Source organism: Streptomyces sp. NPDC104307, from assembly GCF_055584045.1.
Window position 1 is genome coordinate 86,018 of sequence record NZ_JBVJMU010000021.1, and the last position, 21,163, is coordinate 107,180.

Here is a 21,163-nt window from a genome sequence, read left to right on the forward strand (position 1 = left end):
CCGGCAGGGGAACCGGTCGGGAGGCGGAGTTCGTGGCGGGGCGGGGCCCCGGGGCGTCAGCCCTGGTGGGGGTAGGTGTACTCGGTCGGCGGGACCAGCGTCTCCTTGATGGCCCGGGTCAGGGTCCAGCGCTGGAGGTTCTGCGGGGCGCCCGCCTTGTCGTTCGTACCCGAGGCACGGCCGCCGCCGAAGGGCTGCTGGCCGACGACGGCACCGGTCGACTTGTCGTTGATGTAGAAGTTGCCCGCGGCGTACCGCAGCTTCTCCATCGTGGCAGCGGCCGCGGCACGGTCGCCCGCGATGACGGAACCGGTCAGCGCGTAGTCGGAGACCGACTCCATCTGCTCCAGCATCGCGTCGTACTTCTCGTCCTCGTAGACGTGCACGGCGAGGATCGGGCCGAAGTACTCGGTGGTGAAGACCTCGTTCTCGGGGTCGCTGCACTCGATGACGGTCGGGCGGACGAAGTAGCCCACCGAGTCGTCGTACGTGCCGCCCGCGATGATCGTGCACGCCGGGTCGGCGGCGGCGCGGTCGATGGCGGCCTTGTTCTTCGCGAACGAGCGGTCGTCGATGACGGCGCCCATGAAGTGCGACAGGTCCGTGACGTCGCCCATGGTGATGGAGTCGACCTCGGCCGCGAACTTCTCCTTGAAACCGGAGTTCCAGATGGAGGCCGGGACGTACGCCCGCGAGGACGCGGAGCACTTCTGGCCCTGGTACTCGAAGGAGCCGCGGGTCAGCGCGGTCTTCAGGATCGCCGGGTCGGCCGAGGGGTGCGCGACGACGAAGTCCTTGCCGCCGGTCTCGCCGACGAGCCGCGGGTAGGTGCGGTAGTTGGCGATGTTGTTGCCGACCGTCTTCCACAGGTGCTGGAAGGTGGGGGTCGAGCCGGTGAAGTGGATACCGGCCAGGTCGCGGTGGTTCAGGGCCACCTCGGAGACGGCGATGCCGTCGCCCGTCACCAGGTTGATGACGCCCTTGGGGAGACCGGCCTCCTCCAGGAGCTGCATCAGCAGCACGGCGGCGTGGGTCTGCGTCGGGGACGGCTTCCACACCACGACGTTGCCCATGAGGGCGGGGGCGGTGGGCAGGTTGGCCGCGATCGCCGAGAAGTTGAACGGCGTGATCGCGTAGACGAAGCCCTCCAGCGGGCGGTGGTCCATGCGGTTCCACACACCGGCGGAGTTCGCCGGGGGCTGCTCGGCCAGGATCTGGCGCGCGTAGTGCACGTTGAAGCGCCAGAAGTCGACGAGCTCACAGGGACAGTCGATCTCCGCCTGCTGGGCGGTCTTGCCCTGGCCGAGCATCGTGGAGGCGGCCAGCGTCTCGCGCCAGGGGCCGGAGAGCAGCTCGGCGGCGCGCAGGATGATGGCCGCGCGGTCGTCGAAGGACATCGCGCGCCAGGCCGGAGCGGCGGCGAGGGCGGCGTCGACCGCGTCCTTCGCGTCCTGCTCGGTGGCGCCCGCGAAGGTGCCGATGACGGCCTTGTGGTTGTGGGGCTGCACCACGTCGAAGCGCTCGCCGCCGCCCATCCGCTTCTCGCCGCCGATGGTCATCGGCAGGTCGATCGGGTTCTGGCTGAGCTCCTTGAGCTTGGCCTCCAGGCGGGCGCGCTCCGGGGAGCCCGGGGCGTAGGAGTGGACCGGCTCGTTGACCGGCGCGGGGACCTGGGTCACGGCGTCCATGAGTTACCTCTTCCGAGTGATTATCGACCTCAGCCGGGAGGAACTGAAGTCCTGTGCGTATGTTGGGCGACAGGTCAGGGCTTGACCGTCACGAGCCCGCCTCGGCGGGTGACTGAGAAGCCTCAAGGGGCGGAGTCACGGTTTCCGTTGCTCCTTAGGGAGACAACGCGGAACAGATCCGGCACGGCCGGGCGGCGAGCGGTGGTTGTCGCCTTCCAGGATGCGCCTGGCAGGCGACAACCACCGCTCAGCCCTTGGTGAGGATGGAGCGGCCGAAGAACAGCAGGTTGGCCGGCTTCTCCGCGAGGCGGCGCATGAAGTAGCCGTACCAGTCGGTGCCGTACGCGGTGTAGACGCGCATCCGGTGGCCCTCGGCCGCGAGCCGGATGTGCTCCTCGCTGCGGATGCCGTACAGCATCTGGAACTCGTACTCGTCCAGCTTGCGCCCGGCCTTGCGGCCCAGCTCCTGGGCGATGGCTATCAGACGCGGGTCGTGGGACCCGATCATCGGGTAGCCCGCGCCGTCCATCAGCGTCCGCAGGATGCGGACGTACGCCTTGTCGATCTCGGCCTTCTCCTGGTACGCGACGGAGGCGGGCTCCTTGTAGGCGCCCTTCACGATGCGTACCCGGCTGCCCGCGGCGGCGAGGCGGCGCGCGTCCTCCTCCGTACGGAAGAGGTAGGCCTGGATGACGCATCCGGTCTGCGGGTAGTCCTTCCGCAGCTCCTCGTGGATGGCGAACATCGAGTCGAGGGTGGTGTGGTCCTCGGCGTCCAGGGTGACCGTGGTGCCGATCTCGGCAGCTGCCTCGACGACCGGGCGGACATTGGCGAGCGCCAGCTCGTGGCCCCCGTCCAGCGCCTGGCCGAACATGGAGAGCTTCACGGACATCTCGGCCTTCGTGCCCAGACCGAGGTCCTTCAGGCGGCCGATGAGCTCCAGGTACGCGTCGCGGGCGGCGGCGGCCTGCTCGGGCGTGGTGATGTCCTCACCGACCACGTCCATGGTGACTTCGAGGCCCTTGCCGGCGGCGTCCTCGATGATCGGGACGACCTGCTCGACCGTCTCACCGGCGATGAACCGGCCGACGACCTGCTTGGTGCCCGGGGCTGCCGAGATGAAGCGGCGCATCTTGTCGCTGCGTGACGCGGCGAGAATCACGGGACCCAGCACGGGGCACCTCCACGGAAAGTACGGACGAAAGCCGTACCGCTGCTCTATGACGAACATAAGCGGTACAGCACGGAGAACCACCGTCGAATCTATGGATCTCCCCGATGCCGGGCCATCGACAGCTGTCACGCATCCGTGCCCTGGATCTCAGACATATGTCTGAAGGGGTGCGAGAATGGCCGGGTGAAGGGCGATTACCAGGAGCTGGTCGACGAGATCTCCGGGCTGCTCGACGCCCCCGCGACGCTGGAGAACCGGGACTTCGGCCTGGTCGCCTTCGGCGCCCACGACAGCGACGACGACACGGCGATGGACCCGGTCCGCACCCGCTCGATCCTGACCCGCCGCTCGACCCCGGCGGTCCGCGCCTGGTTCGAGAACTTCGGCATCACCCGTGCCACCGGCCCCGTCCGCATCCCGGCCGCCCCGGAGGCCGGCGTCAACCGCGACCGGATCTGCCTTCCGGTACGCCATCGGGGTGTGGTGCTCGGCTACGTATGGCTGCTGGACGCCGATCCCGGGCCGACCGACCGGCAGCTGGACGCGGCGATGGAGGTGGCGGCCCGGATCGGCGCGCTGCTCTCCGAAGAGGCGCGGGCGGGCACCGACCTGTCCCGGGAGTTCGGCGCGGTCATCACGGCGGCGCGCGGCTGGCAGCGCGAGATGGCGGTGGCCGCGCTCAGCGAGGCGCTCGGCCCGGACGCCGAGGGGCTGCACACCGTGGTGTGCGTGACCCCGTGGACACAGGACCCGCCCTCGGCCCGCACCGTGCCGTCCACGGCAGCCCTGTCCGGCGCCCCGTCCGCCGACGCGGCAGGCACTCCGGCACTGGCCGCGCTCGTCCGGCTCCGCTCCCCCGAGGTCCTCGACCCGGCGCTCACCGCCGCCGACCGGCTGCGCTCCACCGCGGGCCCCGCCGCCACCGCGGGAATCGCGGTGCCGCGCCGGGGCCTGGCGGAGCTGGCCGACGCCTGGCAGGAGGCATCCGCCGCGAACCGGGCGGCAGCGGCGGAGACCCGGTTCGGCCCGGTCGCCCAGTGGTCGGCCATCGGCCCCTACCGCCTGCTGACCGCCCTCGCCCCCGAGCAGCCGCCCGACCCCACGGTCCGCCCGCTGCTCACCCCGGCGCACCGGGACCTGGCCCGTACCGCGGAGGTGTTCCTCGACTGCGCGGGCCAGGCGTCCCGGACCGCCGCCGAGCTGGGCATCCACCGCCAGACGCTGTACTACCGGCTCTCCCGGGTCCAGCAACTCACCGGCCTTGACCTGAACGACGGCGAGGACCGACTGCTGCTGCACATGGCACTGAAGGCGTCCCGGCTCTGAGCGGTGCGACTGCTCCGCCGGGTGCGGGGTGCGGCTGCTCCGCCGGGTGCGGGGTGCGCCAGCCCGGTGGGTGGGGGTTCGGGGTCCCTCCGGGGCGTCTCCTCAAACGACGAACGTGCGGCGGGTACGCATTGCGTACCCGGGTCTGTGTTCGTCGTTCTGCGGGGACTCCCCTGCACGCCCCCGAACCCGGCCGCCATGCGTCTGCGACAGCAGTTTCGCCGGTGTGCAGACGCGACTGGGCCTGGGGTGGGGACGTGCAGGGGAGTCCCCGCAGAAAATGGCGTACGACCCGAGTCCCTCACGTACCCGGGTGAACACGCCATTTTTGAGGAGACGCCCCGGAGGGGCACCGCCCCCCACCCACCGGACCAGGCGCACCCCACGGGGCACCCGCAGAAAATCAAGCCCGTCCGGCGATTGAGGACGGAACCCCGCACCAAGGACCGGGGTACCAAGACGGGCGCGACGCCCAAACCCCCGCCCCCACCTACGCGCGCCCCGCCAGGACCGCCTTGAGGCCATCCGTCAGGTCCTGCGCCGACGGGGCGCTGTCACCGTCCATCAGCCATTGGACCATCACCCCCGCGAGCAACGCCTGGCAGAACAGCCCCGCCACCCGCGCCTTCTCCGGCTCCGCCTCGGGGTCGATGCCCAGCATGTTCTCGGCGAGCCCGTCGCGGCCCTCGCGCTGCGGGCCGGCGAGGGCCTTCTGCAGCTCGGGGTCGGAGTCGATCCGCGAGATGACCTCCATCTGGAGCTGCCAGACGGACCGGGTCTGCTCGTAGCTCCCGATCACCCGATCCCAGGTCTCGCGGAACTGGTCGAGCGGGGCGGCCGGCACGTCGGCCGAGGCCTCGTGACCGATCTCGTCGTTCTCCTTGGTCAGCACGTCGCCCCACTCCTCCGTCACCTTGATGAAGGCGAGGTTGAGCAGGGCCTCCTTGGAGCCGTAGTGGTAGCCGATGGAGGCGAGGTTCGTCCCGGAGGCGGCCACGATGTCGCGTGCCGTCGTCCGGGCGTACCCCTTCTCCAGCAGGCAGCGCTTGGCGCCTTCGAGCAGATCCTCACGATGTCCCATGACAGCAGCGTACCCGGCATGCAGACGTTCGTGTAAGACGCGCGTCTAGATGCCGGGTACGGGGTTGCGGGACGGCTCAGTCGGTGAGGTTCACCGAACGGGCCGAGGCCGCGCCGATCTCGGCCGAGATCTCGGTGAGCACCGTCGGCGGGACGTCGTCGTCGACGGTGAGGACGACCAGTGCCTCGCCGCCCACATCGGCCCGCGAGACCTGCATGCCCGCGATGTTCAGACCGGCCTCACCGAGGATCTTGCCGACCGCGCCGACGACACCGGGGCGGTCGTCGTAGCGCAGGACGACCATGTGGTCGGCCAGCGCCAGGTCCACGTCGTGGTCCCCGATCGCGACGATCTTCTGGAGGTGCTTGGGACCGGCCAGCGTGCCGGACACCGCGATCTCCTCGCCGCTGGCGAGCGTGCCGCGCACGGTGACCACGTTGCGGTGGTCGGGCGACTCGGAGCTGGTGGTGAGGCGGACCTCGACACCGCGCTCCTGCGCGAACAGCGGGGCGTTGACATAGCTGACGGTCTCGGCGACGACGTCCTCGAAGACACCCTTGAGCGCGGAGAGTTCGAGCACCTTGACGTCGTGCTGGGTGATCTCGCCGTAGACCTCGACGTCGAGACGGGCGGCCACCTCGCCCGCGAGAGCGGTGAAGATCCGGCCGAGCTTCTCGGCGAGCGGCAGTCCGGGACGGACGTCCTCGGCGATCACGCCGCCCTGGACGTTGACCGCGTCGGGTACGAGCTCACCGGCGAGGGCCAGGCGGACGGACTTGGCGACGGCGACGCCGGCCTTCTCCTGGGCCTCGTCGGTGGAGGCGCCGAGGTGCGGGGTGCAGACGACCTGGTCGAACTGGAACAGCGGGGAGTCCGTGCAGGGCTCCTTGGTGTACACGTCGAGCCCGGCGCCGGCGACGCGGCCCTCCTTGAGGGCGGAGGCGAGCGCCTCCTCGTCGACGATGCCACCGCGGGCGGCGTTGACGATCCGCACCGAGGGCTTCACCTTGTGCAGCGCCTCGTCACCGATCAGGCCGAGCGTCTCCGGGGTCTTGGGGAGGTGCACGGTGATGAAGTCGGAGACCTCCAGCAGCTCGTCCAGCGAGAGGAGCTTGACACCCATCTGCGCGGCGCGCGCGGGCTGCACGTAGGGGTCGAACGCGACGATCTTCATGCCGAAGGCCGACATGCGCTGGGCGACCAGGACGCCGATGCGGCCGAGGCCGACGACGCCGAGGGTCTTCTCGCTCAGCTCGACACCGGTGTACTTGGAGCGCTTCCACTCGCCGTTCTTGAGGGCGGTGTTGGCCTGGGGGATGTGGCGCGCGGTGGCGACCAGGAGGCCGCAGGCGAGCTCGGCGGCGGTGACGATGTTGGAGGTCGGCGCGTTCACGACCATCACACCGGCCTTGGTGGCCGAGGAGACATCGACGTTGTCCAGACCGACACCCGCGCGGGCGACGACCTTCAGCTTCTTCGCGGCGGCGATGGCCTCGGCGTCGACCTTGGTGGCGGAGCGCACCAAGATGGCGTCGACATCGACGATCGCGGGGAGAAGCTCGGCGCGGTCCGCGCCGTTGCAGTGCCGGATCTCGAAGTCCGGGCCCAGGGCGTCCACCGTGGCGGGCGACAGCTCTTCAGCGATGAGTACGACAGGTTTCGAGCTCACGTGAGTCCTCACAGGTCCAGTGCGGACGGCCGTCCCGACGGCCGCAGGCGGTGGAGGGGCTTGCCGCGTGGAAGACGCACGACACTGTGGGCCTGACGCGTGTATGTGTGAAGAAGTGTAGTCATGCGCGACGGCGCATACTGCGCCCCGTTGGAAGGATCACCCACATGAGGCTGGACGACTTGTACACACGTACGACGCCGCCTCTTCCAGCGGTGAAGCAGGGCTGATGCCTCAGGGGCGGGTCCGGGAACCCGCCCCTGAGGCATCGGTGTTACGCGTCGTCGTCGTTGACCCAGCTCATGAGCTTGCGGAGCTCACGGCCCGTGGTCTCCAGCAGGTGGTCGCTGTCGGCCTTCTTGTACTCGTTGTACTTGGGCAGACCGTTGTGGTACTCCGCCATCCAGGCCTTGGCGAAGGTGCCGTCCTGGATCTCGGCGAGGACCTTCTTCATCTCGGCCTTGGTGGCGTCGGTGATGATGCGCGGGCCGGTGACGTAGTCGCCCCACTCGGCGGTCTCCGAGATGGACCAGCGCATCTTCTCCAGGCCGCCCTCGTACATCAGGTCCACGATGAGCTTCAGCTCGTGCAGGCACTCGAAGTACGCGATCTCCGGCTGGTAGCCGGCCTCGGTCAGCGTCTCGAAACCGGCCTTCACCAGGGCGGCGGTGCCACCACAGAGCACGGCCTGCTCGCCGAAGAGGTCGGTCTCGGTCTCCTCGGTGAACGTGGTCTTGATGACGCCGGCGCGGGTGCCGCCGATGCCCTTGGCGTACGAGAGGGCGAGCTCCAGGCCCTTGCCCGTGGCGTCCTGCTCGACGGCCACGATGCACGGAACGCCGCGGCCCTCCTCGTACTGGCGGCGGACCAGGTGACCCGGGCCCTTCGGGGCGACCATGCAGACGTCGACGCCGGCCGGCGGCTTGATGAAGTCGAAGCGGATGTTCAGGCCGTGGCCGAAGAACAGCGCGTCGCCGTCCTTGAGGTTGTCCTTGACGGACTCCTCGTAGACCTGGGCCTGGATCGGGTCCGGAACCAGGATCATGATGACGTCGGCCTCTGCGGACGCCTCGGCGGGCGTCACCACGCGCAGGCCCTGCTCCTCGGCCTTGGCCTTGGACTTCGAGCCCTCGTGCAGACCGACACGGACGTCGACACCCGAGTCGCGCAGCGACAGCGCGTGGGCGTGGCCCTGGCTGCCGTAGCCGAGGACCGCGACCTTGCGGCCCTGGATGATGGACAGGTCGGCATCGTCGTCGTAGAACAGCTCGGCCACTGGGTCTTCTCCTTGGTGTGCAGGTGTTGCGTCCCACCGTACGGCGGGGTGCGTCAGTTACGTTTTCGGGTCTCGCCATACGAGCGGCGAGGCGGCGGCTACGCCGTGCGGTCGAGGGCGCGCAGTGACCGGTCGGTGATCGAGCGCGCGCCGCGTCCTATGGCGATGGTGCCGGACTGGACGAGCTCCTTGATGCCGTACTGCTCCAGCATCTTGAGCATCGCCTCCAGCTTGTCGGCTCCGCCGGTCGCCTCGATCGTGACGGCCTCCGGGGAGACGTCCACGGTCTTGGCGCGGAACAGCTGGACGATCTCGACGATCTGGGAACGGGTCTCGCTGTCGGCGCGGACCTTCACCAGGACGAGCTCGCGCTGGATCGCAGCGACGGGCTCGAGTTCGACGATCTTCAGGACGTTGACCAGCTTGTTGAGCTGCTTGGTCACCTGCTCCAGGGGCAGGCCCTCGACATTGACCACAATGGTGATGCGGGAGATGTCGGGATGTTCGGTGGTACCGACCGCGAGCGAGTCGATGTTGAAGCCGCGGCGGGAGAACAGGGCGGTGATCCGGGCGAGGACACCGGGCTTGTTCTCGACCAGGACGGAGAGCGTGTGCTTGGTGGACATGAAGTCGGTCTCTCTCTGTCTCTCAGTCGTCTTCGTTGTCGCCGAAGTCGGGGCGGACGCCGCGGGCGGCCATGACCTCGTCGTTGGAGGTGCCGGCGGCGACCATCGGCCACACCATCGCGTCCTCGTGGACGATGAAGTCCACCACGACGGGGCGGTCGTTGATCGAGTTGGCCTCGGCGATGACCTTGTCCAGGTCGGCCGGGTCCTCGCAGCGGATCGCGTAGCAGCCCATGGCCTCGGACAGCTTGACGAAGTCGGGCACCCGGGTGCCCTTCGCCGGGAGGCCGTCGGTGTCGGCGCCGGTGTGCAGCACGGTGTTGGAGTACCGCTGGTTGTAGAAGAGGGTCTGCCACTGGCGGACCATCCCGAGCGCGCCGTTGTTGATGATCGCGACCTTGATCGGGATGTTGTTGAGCGCGCAGGTGGTGAGCTCCTGATTGGTCATCTGGAAGCAGCCGTCACCGTCGATGGCCCACACCGCGCGGTCCGGCATCCCGGCCTTGGCCCCCATCGCCGCCGGGACCGCGTACCCCATCGTTCCGGCACCGCCCGAGTTCAGCCAGGTGGCGGGCTGCTCGTACTTGATGAAGTGCGAGGCCCACATCTGGTGCTGGCCGACGCCCGCCGCGAAGATCGTTCCCTCCGGGGCGAGTTCACCGATCCGCTCGATGACCTGCTGCGGCGAGAGGCTGCCGTCGTCCGGCAGGTCGTAGCCGACCGGGTAGGTGTCACGCCACCGGTTGAGGTCCTTCCACCAGGCGGCGTAGTCGCCCGTGTGGCCCTCGGTGTGCTCGGCCTGGACCGCCTGGACGAGGTCAGCGATGACCTCGCGGGCGTCCCCGACGATCGGCACGTCGGCGGCGCGGTTCTTGCCGATCTCGGCCGGGTCGATGTCGGCGTGCACGATCTTGGCGTACGGGGCGAAGCTGTCGAGCTTACCGGTGACCCGGTCGTCGAAGCGGGCCCCGAGGGCGACGATCAGATCGGCCTTCTGCAGCGCGGTGACGGCGGTGACCGAACCGTGCATGCCGGGCATTCCCACGTGCTGCGGGTGGCTGTCGGGGAAGGAGCCGAGCGCCATCAGGGTGGTGGTGACGGGCGCGCCGGTGAGCTCTGCCAGGACCTTCAGTTCGGCGGTGGCTCCGGCCTTCATGACGCCGCCGCCCACGTACAGCACCGGGCGCTTGGCCTGGGTGATGAGCTTGGCGGCCTCACGGATCTGCTTGGCGTGCGGCTTGGTCACCGGGCGGTAGCCCGGCAGGTCCATCTGCGGCGGCCAGGAGAACGTGGTCTTCGACTGCAGCGCGTCCTTGGCGATGTCGACGAGGACCGGTCCCGGGCGGCCGGTGGACGCGATGTGGAAGGCCTCGGCGATCGTGTGCGCGATGTCCTCCGCGCGGGTGACCAGGAAGTTGTGCTTCGTGATCGGCATGGTGATGCCGCAGATGTCGGCTTCCTGGAAGGCGTCCGTACCGATGGCGGCGGAGGCCACCTGGCCGGTGATCGCGACCATGGGCACGGAGTCCATGGCGGCGTCGGCGATCGGGGTGACGAGGTTGGTGGCTCCGGGACCGGAGGTGACGATGCAGACACCGACCTTGCCGGTGGCCTGTGCGTAGCCGGTGGCCGCGTGGCCCGCGCCCTGCTCGTGGCGGACCAGGACGTGACGGACCCGGGTGGAGTCCATCAGCGGGTCGTACGCCGGGAGAATGCAGCCGCCGGGGAGGCCGAATACCGTGTCGGCCCCGACTTCCTCAAGAGAACGAATCAGGGACTGCGCGCCCGTGAGGTGCTCAACGGCGGCGGAGGGCGATCCGCCGGTACGGGCTCGCGGCTGGGGATGGTGGGCCCCGGTGGCCTGCTCGGTCATCGGCATTCTCTTCTCGAAGCTGAGGGTTTTTGCGAGTGTTTTACGACGTTTTGCGTGGTGCCGGTGCAACAAAAAACCCCTCGTGCCGTGAGGCAAGCGAGGGGAGCGCGCCGGTGCGGTCTGCAGAGTGTCAGTGAGGGACTCTGCTTCAGCCGACGCGCTTTCCAAGTACGAGAATTCGGGTGCGCATGGCATTGACCCTCTCTCCGACGCACTCGGCGTGTCAAGTGGGTGGGACGGGCGTCTCAGTATGTGATCCGGTGAGGAGCGGGATCGAGCCGCCCGCCAGGACCGGCTGCGCGACGCTGCCGCCGGGCACCGGGAACTCGCCGCGGGCCAGGGCGCGGCGCAGCCGGTACTCGTCCAGCGGCCCGGAGAAGGCCATGCCCTGGCCGTGCGTACAGCCCATGGCGCGCAGGGCGAGGACCTGTTCCGGTACGTCGACGCCGTCGGCCACGGACTGCATCCCGAGGTCGCAGGCGATACGCAGCAGCCCGCTGGTGATCTTGTGCAGCCGGGCGGACTCGACGACCCCCTCGACCAGGCCGCGGTCCAGTTTCAGTACGTCGATGGGGAGCCGGCGCAGGGCGTTGATCGCGGCGTAGCCGCTGCCGAAGCCGTCGAGCGCGATCCGCACGCCGAGCCGGCGCAGGGCGACGAGGCGTTGTTCGAGTTCGTCGAAGGAGACTCTCGGGTCGCTGTCGGAGACCTCGATCATCAGCGCCCCCGACGGCAGCCCGTAGCGGGTGAGCAGCGCCTCCACGGATCCGAAGGGCATCCCCTTGTCGAGCAGCCGGCGGGCGGAGAGCCGGACGGCGACGGAGACCTGGTGTCCGGCGCGGGCCCGGTCTGCGGCCTGCTCGACGGCCTCTTCGAGGAGCCAGCGGCCCAGCTCTGCGGTGCGGTCGCTGTCCTCCGCGACGCGGAGGAATTCGGCGGGGGTGAACAGGATGCCCTGGGCGGAGCGCCAGCGGGCCTGCGCGGCGACGGCGGCGACCGTGCCGCTGGTCAGATGCACGACGGGCTGGTGGAGGAGCGCGAACTCGCCTTCGCGCAGGGCGGTGCGCAGCCGGGCGGCGAGTTCGGAGCGGCGGACCACCTCGGCCTGCATCTGCGGGGCGTACAGCTCGACGCGGTCCTTGCCGCCCGCCTTGGCGCGGTACATGGCGAGGTCCGCGTTGCGCATGAGGTCGTTGGGGGTGATGGCCGGCTCCGCGAAGGCGACGCCGATGGAGGCGGTGACCCGGACCTCTCCGGCGCCGATCCGGTAGGGCCGGGAGAGGGTGAGGCGCAGCCGGTCGGCGATCTCGTGGACCTGGTACTCGCGGGCGGTCTGCTCGCGGCTGCCGTCCCCGACGATGAGGGCGGCGAACTCGTCACCGCCGAGCCTGGCCGCGGTGTCCCCGACCCGTACGGAGTCCTGGAGGCGGCGGGCGGCCTGGATGAGGAGCTCGTCGCCCGCCTGGTGGCCGAGCCGGTCGTTGGCCGCCTTGAAGCCGTCCAGGTCGATGAAGAGGACGGCGGTGCCCGCGTCACCGGACCGGCGGCCGCTGAGGGTGCGGCGGACCCGGTCGGTGAAGAGTGCCCGGTTGGGCAGGTCGGTGAGCGGGTCGTGCTCGGCGTTGTGCTGCAACTGGGCCTGCAGCCGGACCCGTTCGGTGACGTCGCGGCTGTTGAGGATCAGCCCGCCCTGGTGGCGGTTGACGGTGGACTCGACGTTCAGCCATTCGCCGCTGCCGGACCTGAAGCGGCACTCGATGCGGGTGGTGGGCTCCTCGGCCGGCGGGGCGGCCAGGAAGCGGCGTACCTCGTGCACCACCGCGCCCAGGTCGTCGGGGTGGATGATCGAGGAGAGCTCGGCACCCACGAGGTCGTCCGCCTCTCGCCCGTAGACACCGGAGGCGGCGGGGCTGACGTAGCGGAGTATGCCGGTCGGGGCGGCGATCATGATGACGTCGCTGGAGCCCTGCACCAGGGAGCGGAAGTGGTTCTCCTTCTGGGCCAGTTCCTGGGTGAGGGCGATGTTGTCGACGAGCATGATGCCCTGTCGTACGACCAGTGCGAGCACCACCGTGCAACCGGTGAAGACCACCACCCGGTCCACTCTGCGGCCCTCGATGACGTTGTAGAGGATGCCCAGGGTGCAGACGGCGGCGGCGAGGTAGGGCGTCAGCGCGGCCAGCGAACCGGCGATGGGGCGGCTGGTGGTCCGGGGCAGAGACCGCTCCTGGACAGCGTTGTCCTCCGCACGGCCCGCGCCCCAGGGGGCGTAGGCGAGGAGCAGCGAACCGGCGAACCAGCCGGCGTCGAGCAACTGTCCCGAGTGGTACGTCTGGCGAAGCAGCGGCGAGGTGAACAGGGCGTCGCACAGCACGGTCAGGGCGAGAGCGGCGATGGCGGTGTTGACCGCGGCGCGGTTGATGCTGGAGCGCCGGAAGTGCAGCGCGAGGACCATGGAGACCAGCACGATGTCGAGCAGCGGGTAGGCCAGCGAGAGCGCCGCTCTCGCCACGCTGGCGCCCTCGACGTCCGCCAGATGTGCCGTGTGTGCGAGGGCGAGGCTCCAGGAGAGCGTGAGGAGAGACCCGCCGATCAGCCAGGAGTCGAGTGCCAGGCAGACCCAGCCGGCCCGGGTGACGGGGCGCTTGGCGAGGACGAGCAGTCCGACGATCGCGGGCGGCGCGAAGCAGAGGTAGAAGAGGTCCGCGAGGGAGGGGCTGGGCACCGGGAGCCCGCGCACGAACTCGTACCACCCCCAGACCGCGTTGCCCCCGGCGGCCATCAGCGAGGAGAGCGAGAACAGCAGCCAGGCGGGCCGGAACCGGTTGTCCGCCGCGCGGGCGAAGAGGAAGCAGGAGACGGCGGCGGCCAGGGCGGCGGTGCTGAGGCCGAAGTCGCCCATGAAGAGCGCCATCCGCACCGAGCCCCAGCCCAGCCCCGCGCCCACCGCGTATCCGGCGCAGGCGAGGCCGAGGAGGAGCTGAGGCAGGAGCGCGGGCGCCCTGCCGAGGGCAGAGCGCCGGGCCAGGAGCGCTACGCGGGTGCTCGCCGGCGCGCTCACCGGGGCGCTCCCGCGGTCTGCGGACGGACGCGGCGCCGGTGCACCGGACGCGCCGCCGGCCGTCTGTGGCCACCCCGCCGTGTCGGATCGTTCGCCCATCGGCCGTACATCGCCCGTCGCCCCCTCGCGTGTGGCTTCCTCCCCGGCGCCGTCCCTTCCACGGCGCAGCCTCCCTTTCGGGACGATACACCAGACTGGTCACAGAGGGACATAGTTCCTCTACTCTCCGTGACGACCTGGGGACTTGTCGCCACGGAGTGCCCCGGAACGTGCTCGCAGCGTGTTCAGCCGGTGGTGCGCACGACGTTGTGGACCGGCTCCCCCGCGGCGAACCGGCTGAGCTGTCCGGCGATCAGACGCTTGGCCCTGGGCAGGAACGCCGAGGTGCTGCCGCCCACATGAGGAGTGATCAGGACGTTCGGAGCATGCCAGAGGGGATGGCCGGAAGGGAGCGGTTCCGGATCTGTGACGTCGAGTGCGGCGTGCAGCCGGCCCGATTCGAGTTCGGACAGCAGGGCCTTGGTGTCGACGACACCGCCACGGGCGACGTTCACCAGCAGCGCCCCGTCCCGCATCGCCGCGAGGAAGTCCGCGCCCACCAGCCCTTGTGTGGACGGGTTCAGCGGGGTGGACAGAATCACGATGTCCGCCTCGGGCAACAGTGCGGGCAGATCGTCGAGCGTATGTACGGGGCCGCGTGCGGTGGTCCGCGCAGAGCGTGCGACGCGCGCCACCCGCGCGCACTCGAAGGGTGTGAGCCGGTCCTCTATCGCTGAGCCGATCGATCCGTACCCCACGATCAGCACCGACTTGTCGGCGAGCGCCGGGTAGAACCCGGACCGCCACTCCTCGTTGTCCTGGCCGCGCACGAAGCCGGGGAAGCCGCGCAGGGAGGCGAGGATCAGGGCGAGGGTCAGCTCGGCGGTGGACGCCTCGTGGACGCCCTTCGCGTTGCACAGCCGCACACCGGAGGGCAGCAGACCGAGCCCCGGCTCGACGTGGTCGATGCCCGCGGAGAGCGTCTGCACGACCCGTACCGTGCTCATCCCGGCGAGCGGACGGACCGCGACCTCCGGGCCCTTCATGTACGGAACGACATAGAACGCGCAGTCCGCAGGGTCGGCCGGGTAGTCCTGCCCGCCGTTCCAGAAACGGTAGTTGAGGCCCTCGGGGAGCACTTCGATCCCGTCGGCCTCGATCGGCAGCCACACGTCGGGGGCCGCGGTGGAATTCGTGGTGGAAGTCATGGTCAGGAGGCTATGCGACGGCGCGCGGGGAGCAGAGGTTAGTTTGTGGGTGCGGAGTGTGGCCCCGTGCCGGCGGGGCCGAGGAAGGGTGCGGGGAGTTGGAGCGCAGGAGTCTCGGCGCGGCGGCGCTCGCCGTGGGCGCGGTCGGTCTCGGCTGCATGCCGATGAGCTGGGCGTACGACGCCTCGCGGCAGCGTGGCGACGACGCCCTGCGCGCGGTGCACGCGGCCCTCGACGCGGGCGTCCAAGTGCTCGACACGGCCGACATGTACGGCCCGTTCACCAATGAGCTGCTGTTGGGGCGGGCGCTGAAGGGGCGCCGCTCCGAGGCCTTCGTCTCCACCAAGTGCGGACTGCTGGTGGGCGATCAGCACATCGTGGCCAACGGCAGGCCCGGCTATGTCCGGCGGGCCTGCGACGCCTCGCTGCGCCGGCTGCAGACCGATGTGATCGATCTGTACCAACTGCACCGGGCCGACCCGGAGGTGCCGGTCGAGGAGACCTGGGGTGCGATGGCGGAGCTGGTGGCCGCGGGGAAGGTCCGGGCGCTGGGGCTGTGCGCGATCGGGGCGCGGGCCTCGCGCCGGCCGGGTGCGCGACTGCACGACGGAACGATCCGGCAGCTGGAACGGGTGCAGCAGGTCTTTCCGGTGAGCGCGGTGCAGGCGGAGCTCTCGGTGTGGTCGCCGCAGGCGCTGGAGTCGCTGCTGCCGTGGTGTGCGGCGCGGGGTGTGGGGTTCCTGGCGGCGATGCCGCTGGGCAACGGGTATCTGACGGGGACGCTCACGCCGGGGCAGGGTTTCGAGCCGGAGGATCTGCGGGCCCGGCATCCCCGGTTCACCGCCGAGATGATGGCGGCGAACCAGCCGGTGGTGGTCGGGCTGCGGCGGGTTGCGGAGCGGCACGGGGCGACGCCCGCGCAGGTGGCGCTGGCCTGGGCGCTGCGGCAGGGACCGCAGGTGGTTCCGGTGCCCGGGACCAAGCGGGAGCGCTGGGCGGTGGAGAACGCGGAGGCGGCCGGTCTGGCGCTGACTGCGCAGGACCTGGCGGAGCTCGACCGGCTGCCGCCGGCGCGGGAGTCGTGGGACTGAGCGCGGACGCGCGACCGCGGGGCCGCTGGCGCGCGGGCCGCTGGCGCGCGGGCCGCTGTTCCGTGATCTCCGGCCGCCGAGTCCCTGGCCTCTGGAACCTGGCCTCTGATCCCTGGCCTCTGATCCCTGGTCTCCGAACCCCTGTCTCTGCTCTCTGATCGAGAAAGTCGGCCGTGATCGGGAACCTCGGGGCGGGCCGCGGTGTAAGAACAGTAGACAGGCGGCCGTCGAAGGGATCGGTGCGGTGATCGGATCTGGGCAGGACCCGATGGGGAGTCACGCGACGCCTCACGGGAGTGGTCGCCTCGCGCGGCTGAATACGGCACGGCTGAGTACGGCACGGCTGAGTGCGGGGGCCGGCGTGCGGCGTGGGGCGGTGGCTCTGCTGGCGAGCGGTGCCCTGGTGCTCGCCGCGGGGTGCTCGTCGCAGGAGGGGGCGGAGAGCACGGCGGGCCAGGGCGCGAGCTCACCGGCCGGGTCCCGGAAGACCGGATCGAGCACGCCGGCCCGGTCCTCGCCGTCCGCCTCGCGTCCGGCGGCCGATCTGCCGCCCGCGAAGGGCTCGGTGAAGGTGGTGTCGACCCTCACGGAAGGGCTGGAGTCGCCGTGGGGCCTCACCGCCCTGCCGGACGGTGACCTGCTGGTGTCCTCGCGCGACAAGGGGACGATCACCCGGGTGGACGCGAAGAGCGGGAAGAAGACGCTGCTGGGTACCGTGCCGGGGGTGGCTCCCGACGGGGAGGGCGGGCTGCTGGGGATCGCGGTCTCCCCGGCCTTCGGCACGGACCATCTGGTGTACGCGTACTTCACCACCGCCTCTGACAACCGCATCGCCCGCATGCTCTACGACGAGAAGGGGACGACACCCGGTCAGCTGCTGGGCGCCCCCGACACGATCCTGCGGGGCATCCCGAAGGGCTCCATCCACAACGGGGGACGGATCGCCTTCGGCCCGGACCACATGCTGTACGTGGGGACGGGCGAGACGGGGGATCACGGCTACGCCCAGGACAAGAAGTCACTGGCCGGCAAGATCCTTCGGATGACACCGGACGGCGAGCCCCTGCACGGCAATCCGCAGGCCGACTCCGTGGTGTATTCGTACGGTCACCGCAATGTGCAGGGCCTCGCCTGGGACAGCCACAAGCAGCTGTGGGCATCCGAATTCGGCCAGGACACCTGGGACGAGCTGAACCGGATCGTGCCAGGTGGGAACTACGGCTGGCCGGACGCCGAGGGCAAGGCGGGTGAGAAGGGTTTCCTCGACCCCGTGGCACAGTGGAAGACGTCCGAGGCGTCCCCGAGCGGCATCGCCTACGCCAAGGGTTCCGTCTGGATGGCCGGTCTGCGGGGTGAGCGGCTCTGGCGGATTCCGCTGTCCGGTGACGAGAGCAAGGAACCTCTGGCGGCCCCGCAGTCGTTCCTGAAGGGGAAGTACGGCCGTCTGCGCACGGTGCTGGCGGCTGGCGGCAACAAGGTCTATCTCGTCACGAGCGAGACGGACACCCGTGGCACCCCGAAGCCGGGAGACGACAAGATCCTGGTGCTTGAGGTGCGGTAGCGGCTACAGCAGGCGGAAGGGTGCGCGGCCCGTGTTCAACTTCTTCGAGGAACTCTTCGCACCCGGCCGCAAGCACGCTGCCGAGGAACAGCGGCGGCTGGAGCTGAGCCGGGTGGATCTCGGCATCGGTGACCCGGCGCGCGGCCCGATAGACCTCACCTCGGGCAAGGTGGTGGTCCGCCGGCCGGACACCGGGGACGCGGAGGCCGAGGACGCAGAGCTCGGAGACGCGGCGCCCGGGGAGGCCCCGTCGTGAGGCCATACCCCCAGTCCTCAGGACCTCAGGATCCCGCAGGCGTGCGGTAGAGGCGGAGCCGGTGGGCGAGTGCGGCGGCCTCGCCCCGGCTGGCCACGCCGAGCTTGGCCAGGATGTTGGAGACGTGCACGCTCGCGGTCTTGGGCGAGATGTACAGCTCCTCGGCGATCCTCCGGTTGGTGTGGCCGTCCGCGACGAGCCGGTGCACGTCCTGTTCGCGCCGGGTCAGCCCGAAGGACTCCACCGCGGCGGCGGCCGCGGCCCGTAGCTGCTCCTCGGAGCGGTCCCGGCCGGTCTGCTCGTCGGTGGCGCCGTCGCCGTCCGGGACGGTGACGGCCTCCAGGATCTCCGGCCCGGACCCGGACCCCGGGCCGGTGGTCGAACCGGGGCCGCGAAGCGCGTCGGGGGTGGCGAGGGTGATGCGGGCGCGGCCGGCCAGCAGCTCGATGGTCTCGGTCAGCGGGCGCGCGCCCAGACGCAGGGACGTACCGTGCGCCTCGCGCAGCAGGGCGGTGGCGGCCGCGCGGTCACCGGAGGCCACGAGCAGGGCCTCGGCCCAGCGGTGACGGATCTGGGCCAGCTCGTACGGGCGGCACAGCGGGGCGAAGGCCTTTGCCGCCTGCGACCAGTGGTCCGGGGTGTCGAGGCCCTCGGCGCGGGCCAGTTCGGCATCGACGAGCAGACCGTAGGCCGCCCACACCGGGACGAGCATCGGGAGCCGCTTGAGGTGGCTGCGGATCAGCGCGAGGTTCGCCGGCCGGCCGGGCTCGGTGGCGGGCAGGCCGCGGGCATCGGCCTCGGCCGCTGCGACGACGTGCAGCAGAGGCAGGGCGTAGCGCTGGGTGCCGGTCGGGAAGCCGGTCTCCGCCTGGGCCTCGAAGGCCGTCCGGGCCTCGCTGAGGCGGCCCTGCTGCACGGCGAGGACGACGGTGTGGCGCACGGCGTTGATGAAGTGCTGGGGCTGTGGGTCACGTGAGCCGAAGCTTCGCTTGTTGAGGGCGAGTTGCCTTTCCGCCTCGTCGAAGTCCCCTCGTGCCATTGCCACTTCGGTGCGGCGGGCGGCGACCAGGCCCTGGGCCTTGCGGGACTGGGCCACCCGGGCGGCGGCCTCGGTGGTGGCCAGGGCCTCGTCCCAGTGGCCGAGCGAGAACAGGGACATCGCCTGGTTGGTGCGGACCCACGCCTCCTTGTCGGCTATGCCGTGGCTGTGGCAGATCTCGATCCCGTGGTCGGCGGCGGAGACCGCTTCCAGGGAACGGCCCGTGGCTTCGAGGGTCGAGGGGAGGTTGATGCTGGCGCGGCCCATGACGTCGACGAGGCACAGCTCCTCGGCCCGGTCGCGAACGGCGTACATCTCCGCGATGCCCTCGTCGGCGTCTCCGGCGTCCACGGTCAGCCAGCCCCTGGTGAGGCGGGCGTGCAGTTCGATGTACTCGTCACCGACCAGCCGGGCGTACTCCACGGCCCGGTCCGCGGCGGCGAGGGTATCGGGCCCGGGGCGGTGCAGCGCGCCCCAGCCGGCCACACTCATCAGGACGTCGGCGTGCACGGCCGACGGGGGCAGTCCTCGGACGAGCTCCTCCGCGGTGGCCAGCTCCTCCCAGCCGTCACCGCGGGTGAGGTCCTGGACCAGCCGGGAGCGCTGGACCCAGAACCAGGCGGCGCGCAGCGCGTCGTCCTCGCCCTCCAGGATGCGCAGGGCCTTCTTGCAGAGGGTGAGGGCCCGTTCGCGGTCGCCGCCGAAGCGGGCGGCGACGGTGGCCTCCGCCATCAGGTCGAGGTACCGCAGCGGGGTGGCGCTGTCGCAGCCGCAGCCGCAGGCCGGGTAGACCTCGGCGTAGTCGATGGGGCGCAGCGTGCCGCGTATCGCTTCCGGGGCGTCGTCCCACAGCTCCATCGCCCGTTCCAGCAGCCGCAGCTGCTCGGAGAAGGCGTGGCGGTGGCGCGCTTCGACCGAGGCCTTCAGTACGGCGGGCAGCGCCTTGGCCGCGTCGTGCGCGCCGTACCAGTAGCTGGCCAGGCGGGTGGCGCGCTCCCCGTCGCGGACGAGGGTGGGGTCGGCCTCCAGGGCTTCGGCGTAACGGCGGTTGAGCCGGGAGCGTTCGCCCGGCAGCAGGTCGTCGCTGACGGCCTCGCGGACCAGGGAGTGCCGGAAGCGGTAGCCGTTGCCCTCCGGGGTGGTGAGCAGCAGATTGGCGCCGACCGCTCCCCGCAGGGCTTCGATGAGGTCGTCCTCGGTGAGGCCGGCGACGGCGGCCAGCAGTTCGTACTCGACGGTGGAACCGCCTTCGGCCACGACCCGGGTGACCCGCTGGGCGTCGTCGGTGAGTGTTTCGACCCGGACGAGCAGGAGGTCGCGCAGCGAGTCGGGGACTCCGGCGCCGTCGCCGCTCTCCAGGTTGCAGGCGAGCTCCTCGACGAAGAAGGCGTTGCCGTCGGAGCGCTCGAATATCTCGTCCACCAGGGCGGGTTCGGGGGTGCCGGCGAGGATGCCGGTGAGCTGGCGGCGTACCTCGGCCCGGTTGAAACGGTCGAGCTCGATGCGGCGGACGGTGCGCAGCCGGTCCATTTCGGCCAGCAGCGGGCGCAGCGGGTGGCGGCGGTGGATGTCGTCGGCCCGGTAGGTGCCGACCACGACGAGGCGGCCGGTGCGCAGCGTACGGAACAGGTAGGCGAGGAGGTGCCGGGTGGAGGCGTCGGACCAGTGCAGGTCCTCCAGGACCAGGACGACCGCGCGCTCCGCCGAGATGCGCTCCAGCAGCCGGCCGGTGAGCTCGAAGAGCCGGGCGGTGCCGTGCTCATCGGCCGAGTCCCGCCCGGGTTCGCCCAGTTCGGGAAGGAGCCGGGCCAGCTCGCTCTCCTGCCCGGCGCAGGCCGCGGCCATCTCCTCGGGAAGCGTGCGGCGCAGGGCGCGCAGGGCCGTGGAGAACGGGGCGTACGGCAGACCGTCCGCGCCGATCTCCACGCAGCCGCCCACGGCGACGACGGCCCCTCGGCGGGCCGCCACGGCGAGGAACTCCTCGACCAGACGGGTCTTGCCGACGCCCGCCTCGCCGCCGACGAGCAGCGCCTGCGGTTCCCCGCAGGCGCAGCCGTCCGGGCCGGCGCCCGCCGCGGTGGCGCGTGCGAGCGCGTCGGTGAGCGAGGTGAGTTCATTTGCGCGGCCGACGAACACGGGACTGACTGACCTGGTCTCCACGGAGCCGAGCATCGCATACGCGTCTGACAACTCGG

14 protein-coding genes are annotated in these 21,163 nt (G+C 70.7%); 4 read left to right on the forward strand and 10 right to left on the reverse strand.

Translation table 11 applies throughout. The features are described 5' to 3' along the window. Window positions 1-56: 56 nt before the first annotated feature. The gene (gene pruA / locus ACZ601_RS34940) at window positions 57-1,688 is read right to left on the reverse strand and encodes an L-glutamate gamma-semialdehyde dehydrogenase (protein WP_469545398.1); all 1,632 of its coding nucleotides are present in this window, start codon (window positions 1,686-1,688) and stop codon (window positions 57-59) included. A 247-nt stretch (window positions 1,689-1,935) separates the two neighbouring features. Beyond that, window positions 1,936-2,862: a proline dehydrogenase family protein gene (locus tag ACZ601_RS34945; RefSeq protein WP_440579095.1), complete on the reverse strand. Its 927-nt coding sequence runs from the start codon at window positions 2,860-2,862 to the stop codon at window positions 1,936-1,938. Window positions 2,863-3,045: 183 nt separating this feature from the next. Here ACZ601_RS34945 and ACZ601_RS34950 point away from each other — a divergent pair, with 183 nt between their 5' ends. Then, on the forward strand, window positions 3,046-4,188 hold the full coding sequence (locus ACZ601_RS34950) for a PucR family transcriptional regulator (RefSeq protein WP_469545401.1): 1,143 nt from the start codon (window positions 3,046-3,048) through the stop codon (window positions 4,186-4,188). A gap of 490 nt (window positions 4,189-4,678) precedes the next feature. Here the strand turns inward: ACZ601_RS34950 and ACZ601_RS34955 are convergent, their stop codons facing one another. The 7 genes from ACZ601_RS34955 to ACZ601_RS34985 all read right to left on the reverse strand — a co-directional run bounded on the left by ACZ601_RS34955 (window position 4,679) and on the right by ACZ601_RS34985 (window position 15,021). Next, entirely contained in the window at window positions 4,679-5,269 is a 591-nt protein-coding gene (locus tag ACZ601_RS34955; RefSeq protein WP_469545403.1) for a TetR/AcrR family transcriptional regulator, read from the reverse strand. 76 nt (window positions 5,270-5,345) lie between these two features. Next, complete coding sequence (serA, locus tag ACZ601_RS34960) at window positions 5,346-6,938, reverse strand: phosphoglycerate dehydrogenase (protein WP_440577126.1); 1,593 nt, start codon at window positions 6,936-6,938, stop codon at window positions 5,346-5,348. Window positions 6,939-7,212: 274 nt separating this feature from the next. Continuing rightward, window positions 7,213-8,214 (reverse strand): ketol-acid reductoisomerase, encoded by a 1,002-nt coding sequence (gene ilvC, locus ACZ601_RS34965; protein WP_311303051.1) that lies wholly within the window; start codon window positions 8,212-8,214, stop codon window positions 7,213-7,215. 98 nt (window positions 8,215-8,312) lie between these two features. Continuing rightward, window positions 8,313-8,840: an acetolactate synthase small subunit gene (ilvN, locus tag ACZ601_RS34970; protein ID WP_389689078.1), complete on the reverse strand. Its 528-nt coding sequence runs from the start codon at window positions 8,838-8,840 to the stop codon at window positions 8,313-8,315. A 22-nt stretch (window positions 8,841-8,862) separates the two neighbouring features. Then, entirely contained in the window at window positions 8,863-10,719 is a 1,857-nt protein-coding gene (locus ACZ601_RS34975; RefSeq protein WP_469545407.1) for an acetolactate synthase large subunit, read from the reverse strand. Between the two features lie 217 nt (window positions 10,720-10,936). Then, a complete protein-coding gene (locus ACZ601_RS34980; protein WP_469545409.1) occupies window positions 10,937-13,774 on the reverse strand; it encodes a putative bifunctional diguanylate cyclase/phosphodiesterase in 2,838 nt (945 codons plus the stop codon). Between the two features lie 284 nt (window positions 13,775-14,058). Continuing rightward, window positions 14,059-15,021, reverse strand: coding sequence for a 2-hydroxyacid dehydrogenase (locus ACZ601_RS34985; protein WP_469545411.1), 963 nt, complete (start codon window positions 15,019-15,021; stop codon window positions 14,059-14,061). Window positions 15,022-15,119: 98 nt separating this feature from the next. Between ACZ601_RS34985 and ACZ601_RS34990 the strand changes: the two genes are divergently transcribed. From ACZ601_RS34990 to ACZ601_RS35000, 3 genes are all read left to right on the forward strand, one after another. After that, complete coding sequence (locus tag ACZ601_RS34990) at window positions 15,120-16,112, forward strand: aldo/keto reductase (protein WP_469545413.1); 993 nt, start codon at window positions 15,120-15,122, stop codon at window positions 16,110-16,112. Window positions 16,113-16,488: 376 nt separating this feature from the next. Further along, window positions 16,489-17,673 carry a PQQ-dependent sugar dehydrogenase gene (locus tag ACZ601_RS34995; RefSeq protein WP_469545485.1) on the forward strand — a complete coding sequence of 395 codons (1,185 nt, stop codon included), beginning with the start codon at window positions 16,489-16,491 and terminating at the stop codon, window positions 17,671-17,673. A 31-nt stretch (window positions 17,674-17,704) separates the two neighbouring features. Continuing rightward, complete coding sequence (locus ACZ601_RS35000; protein ID WP_469545415.1) at window positions 17,705-17,929, forward strand: DUF6191 domain-containing protein; 225 nt, start codon at window positions 17,705-17,707, stop codon at window positions 17,927-17,929. Between the two features lie 25 nt (window positions 17,930-17,954). Here ACZ601_RS35000 and ACZ601_RS35005 read toward each other — a convergent pair whose 3' ends face one another. Continuing rightward, window positions 17,955-21,140: a helix-turn-helix transcriptional regulator gene (locus tag ACZ601_RS35005; RefSeq protein ID WP_469545487.1), complete on the reverse strand. Its 3,186-nt coding sequence runs from the start codon at window positions 21,138-21,140 to the stop codon at window positions 17,955-17,957. Window positions 21,141-21,163: the final 23 nt, after the last annotated feature.

Bases quoted from the DNA above. Each gene is read 5' to 3' on its own strand.
- ACZ601_RS34975 (WP_469545407.1), bottom strand. From the start codon at position 10,719: ATGCCGATGACCGAGCAGGCCACCGGGGCCCACCATCCCCAGCCGCGA.
- ACZ601_RS34985 (WP_469545411.1), bottom strand. From the start codon at position 15,021: ATGACTTCCACCACGAATTCCACCGCGGCCCCCGACGTGTGGCTGCCG.
- ACZ601_RS34955 (WP_469545403.1), bottom strand. From the start codon at position 5,269: ATGGGACATCGTGAGGATCTGCTCGAAGGCGCCAAGCGCTGCCTGCTG.
- pruA (WP_469545398.1), bottom strand. From the start codon at position 1,688: ATGGACGCCGTGACCCAGGTCCCCGCGCCGGTCAACGAGCCGGTCCAC.
- ACZ601_RS35005 (WP_469545487.1), bottom strand. From the start codon at position 21,140: ATGCTCGGCTCCGTGGAGACCAGGTCAGTCAGTCCCGTGTTCGTCGGC.
- ilvN (WP_389689078.1), bottom strand. From the start codon at position 8,840: ATGTCCACCAAGCACACGCTCTCCGTCCTGGTCGAGAACAAGCCCGGT.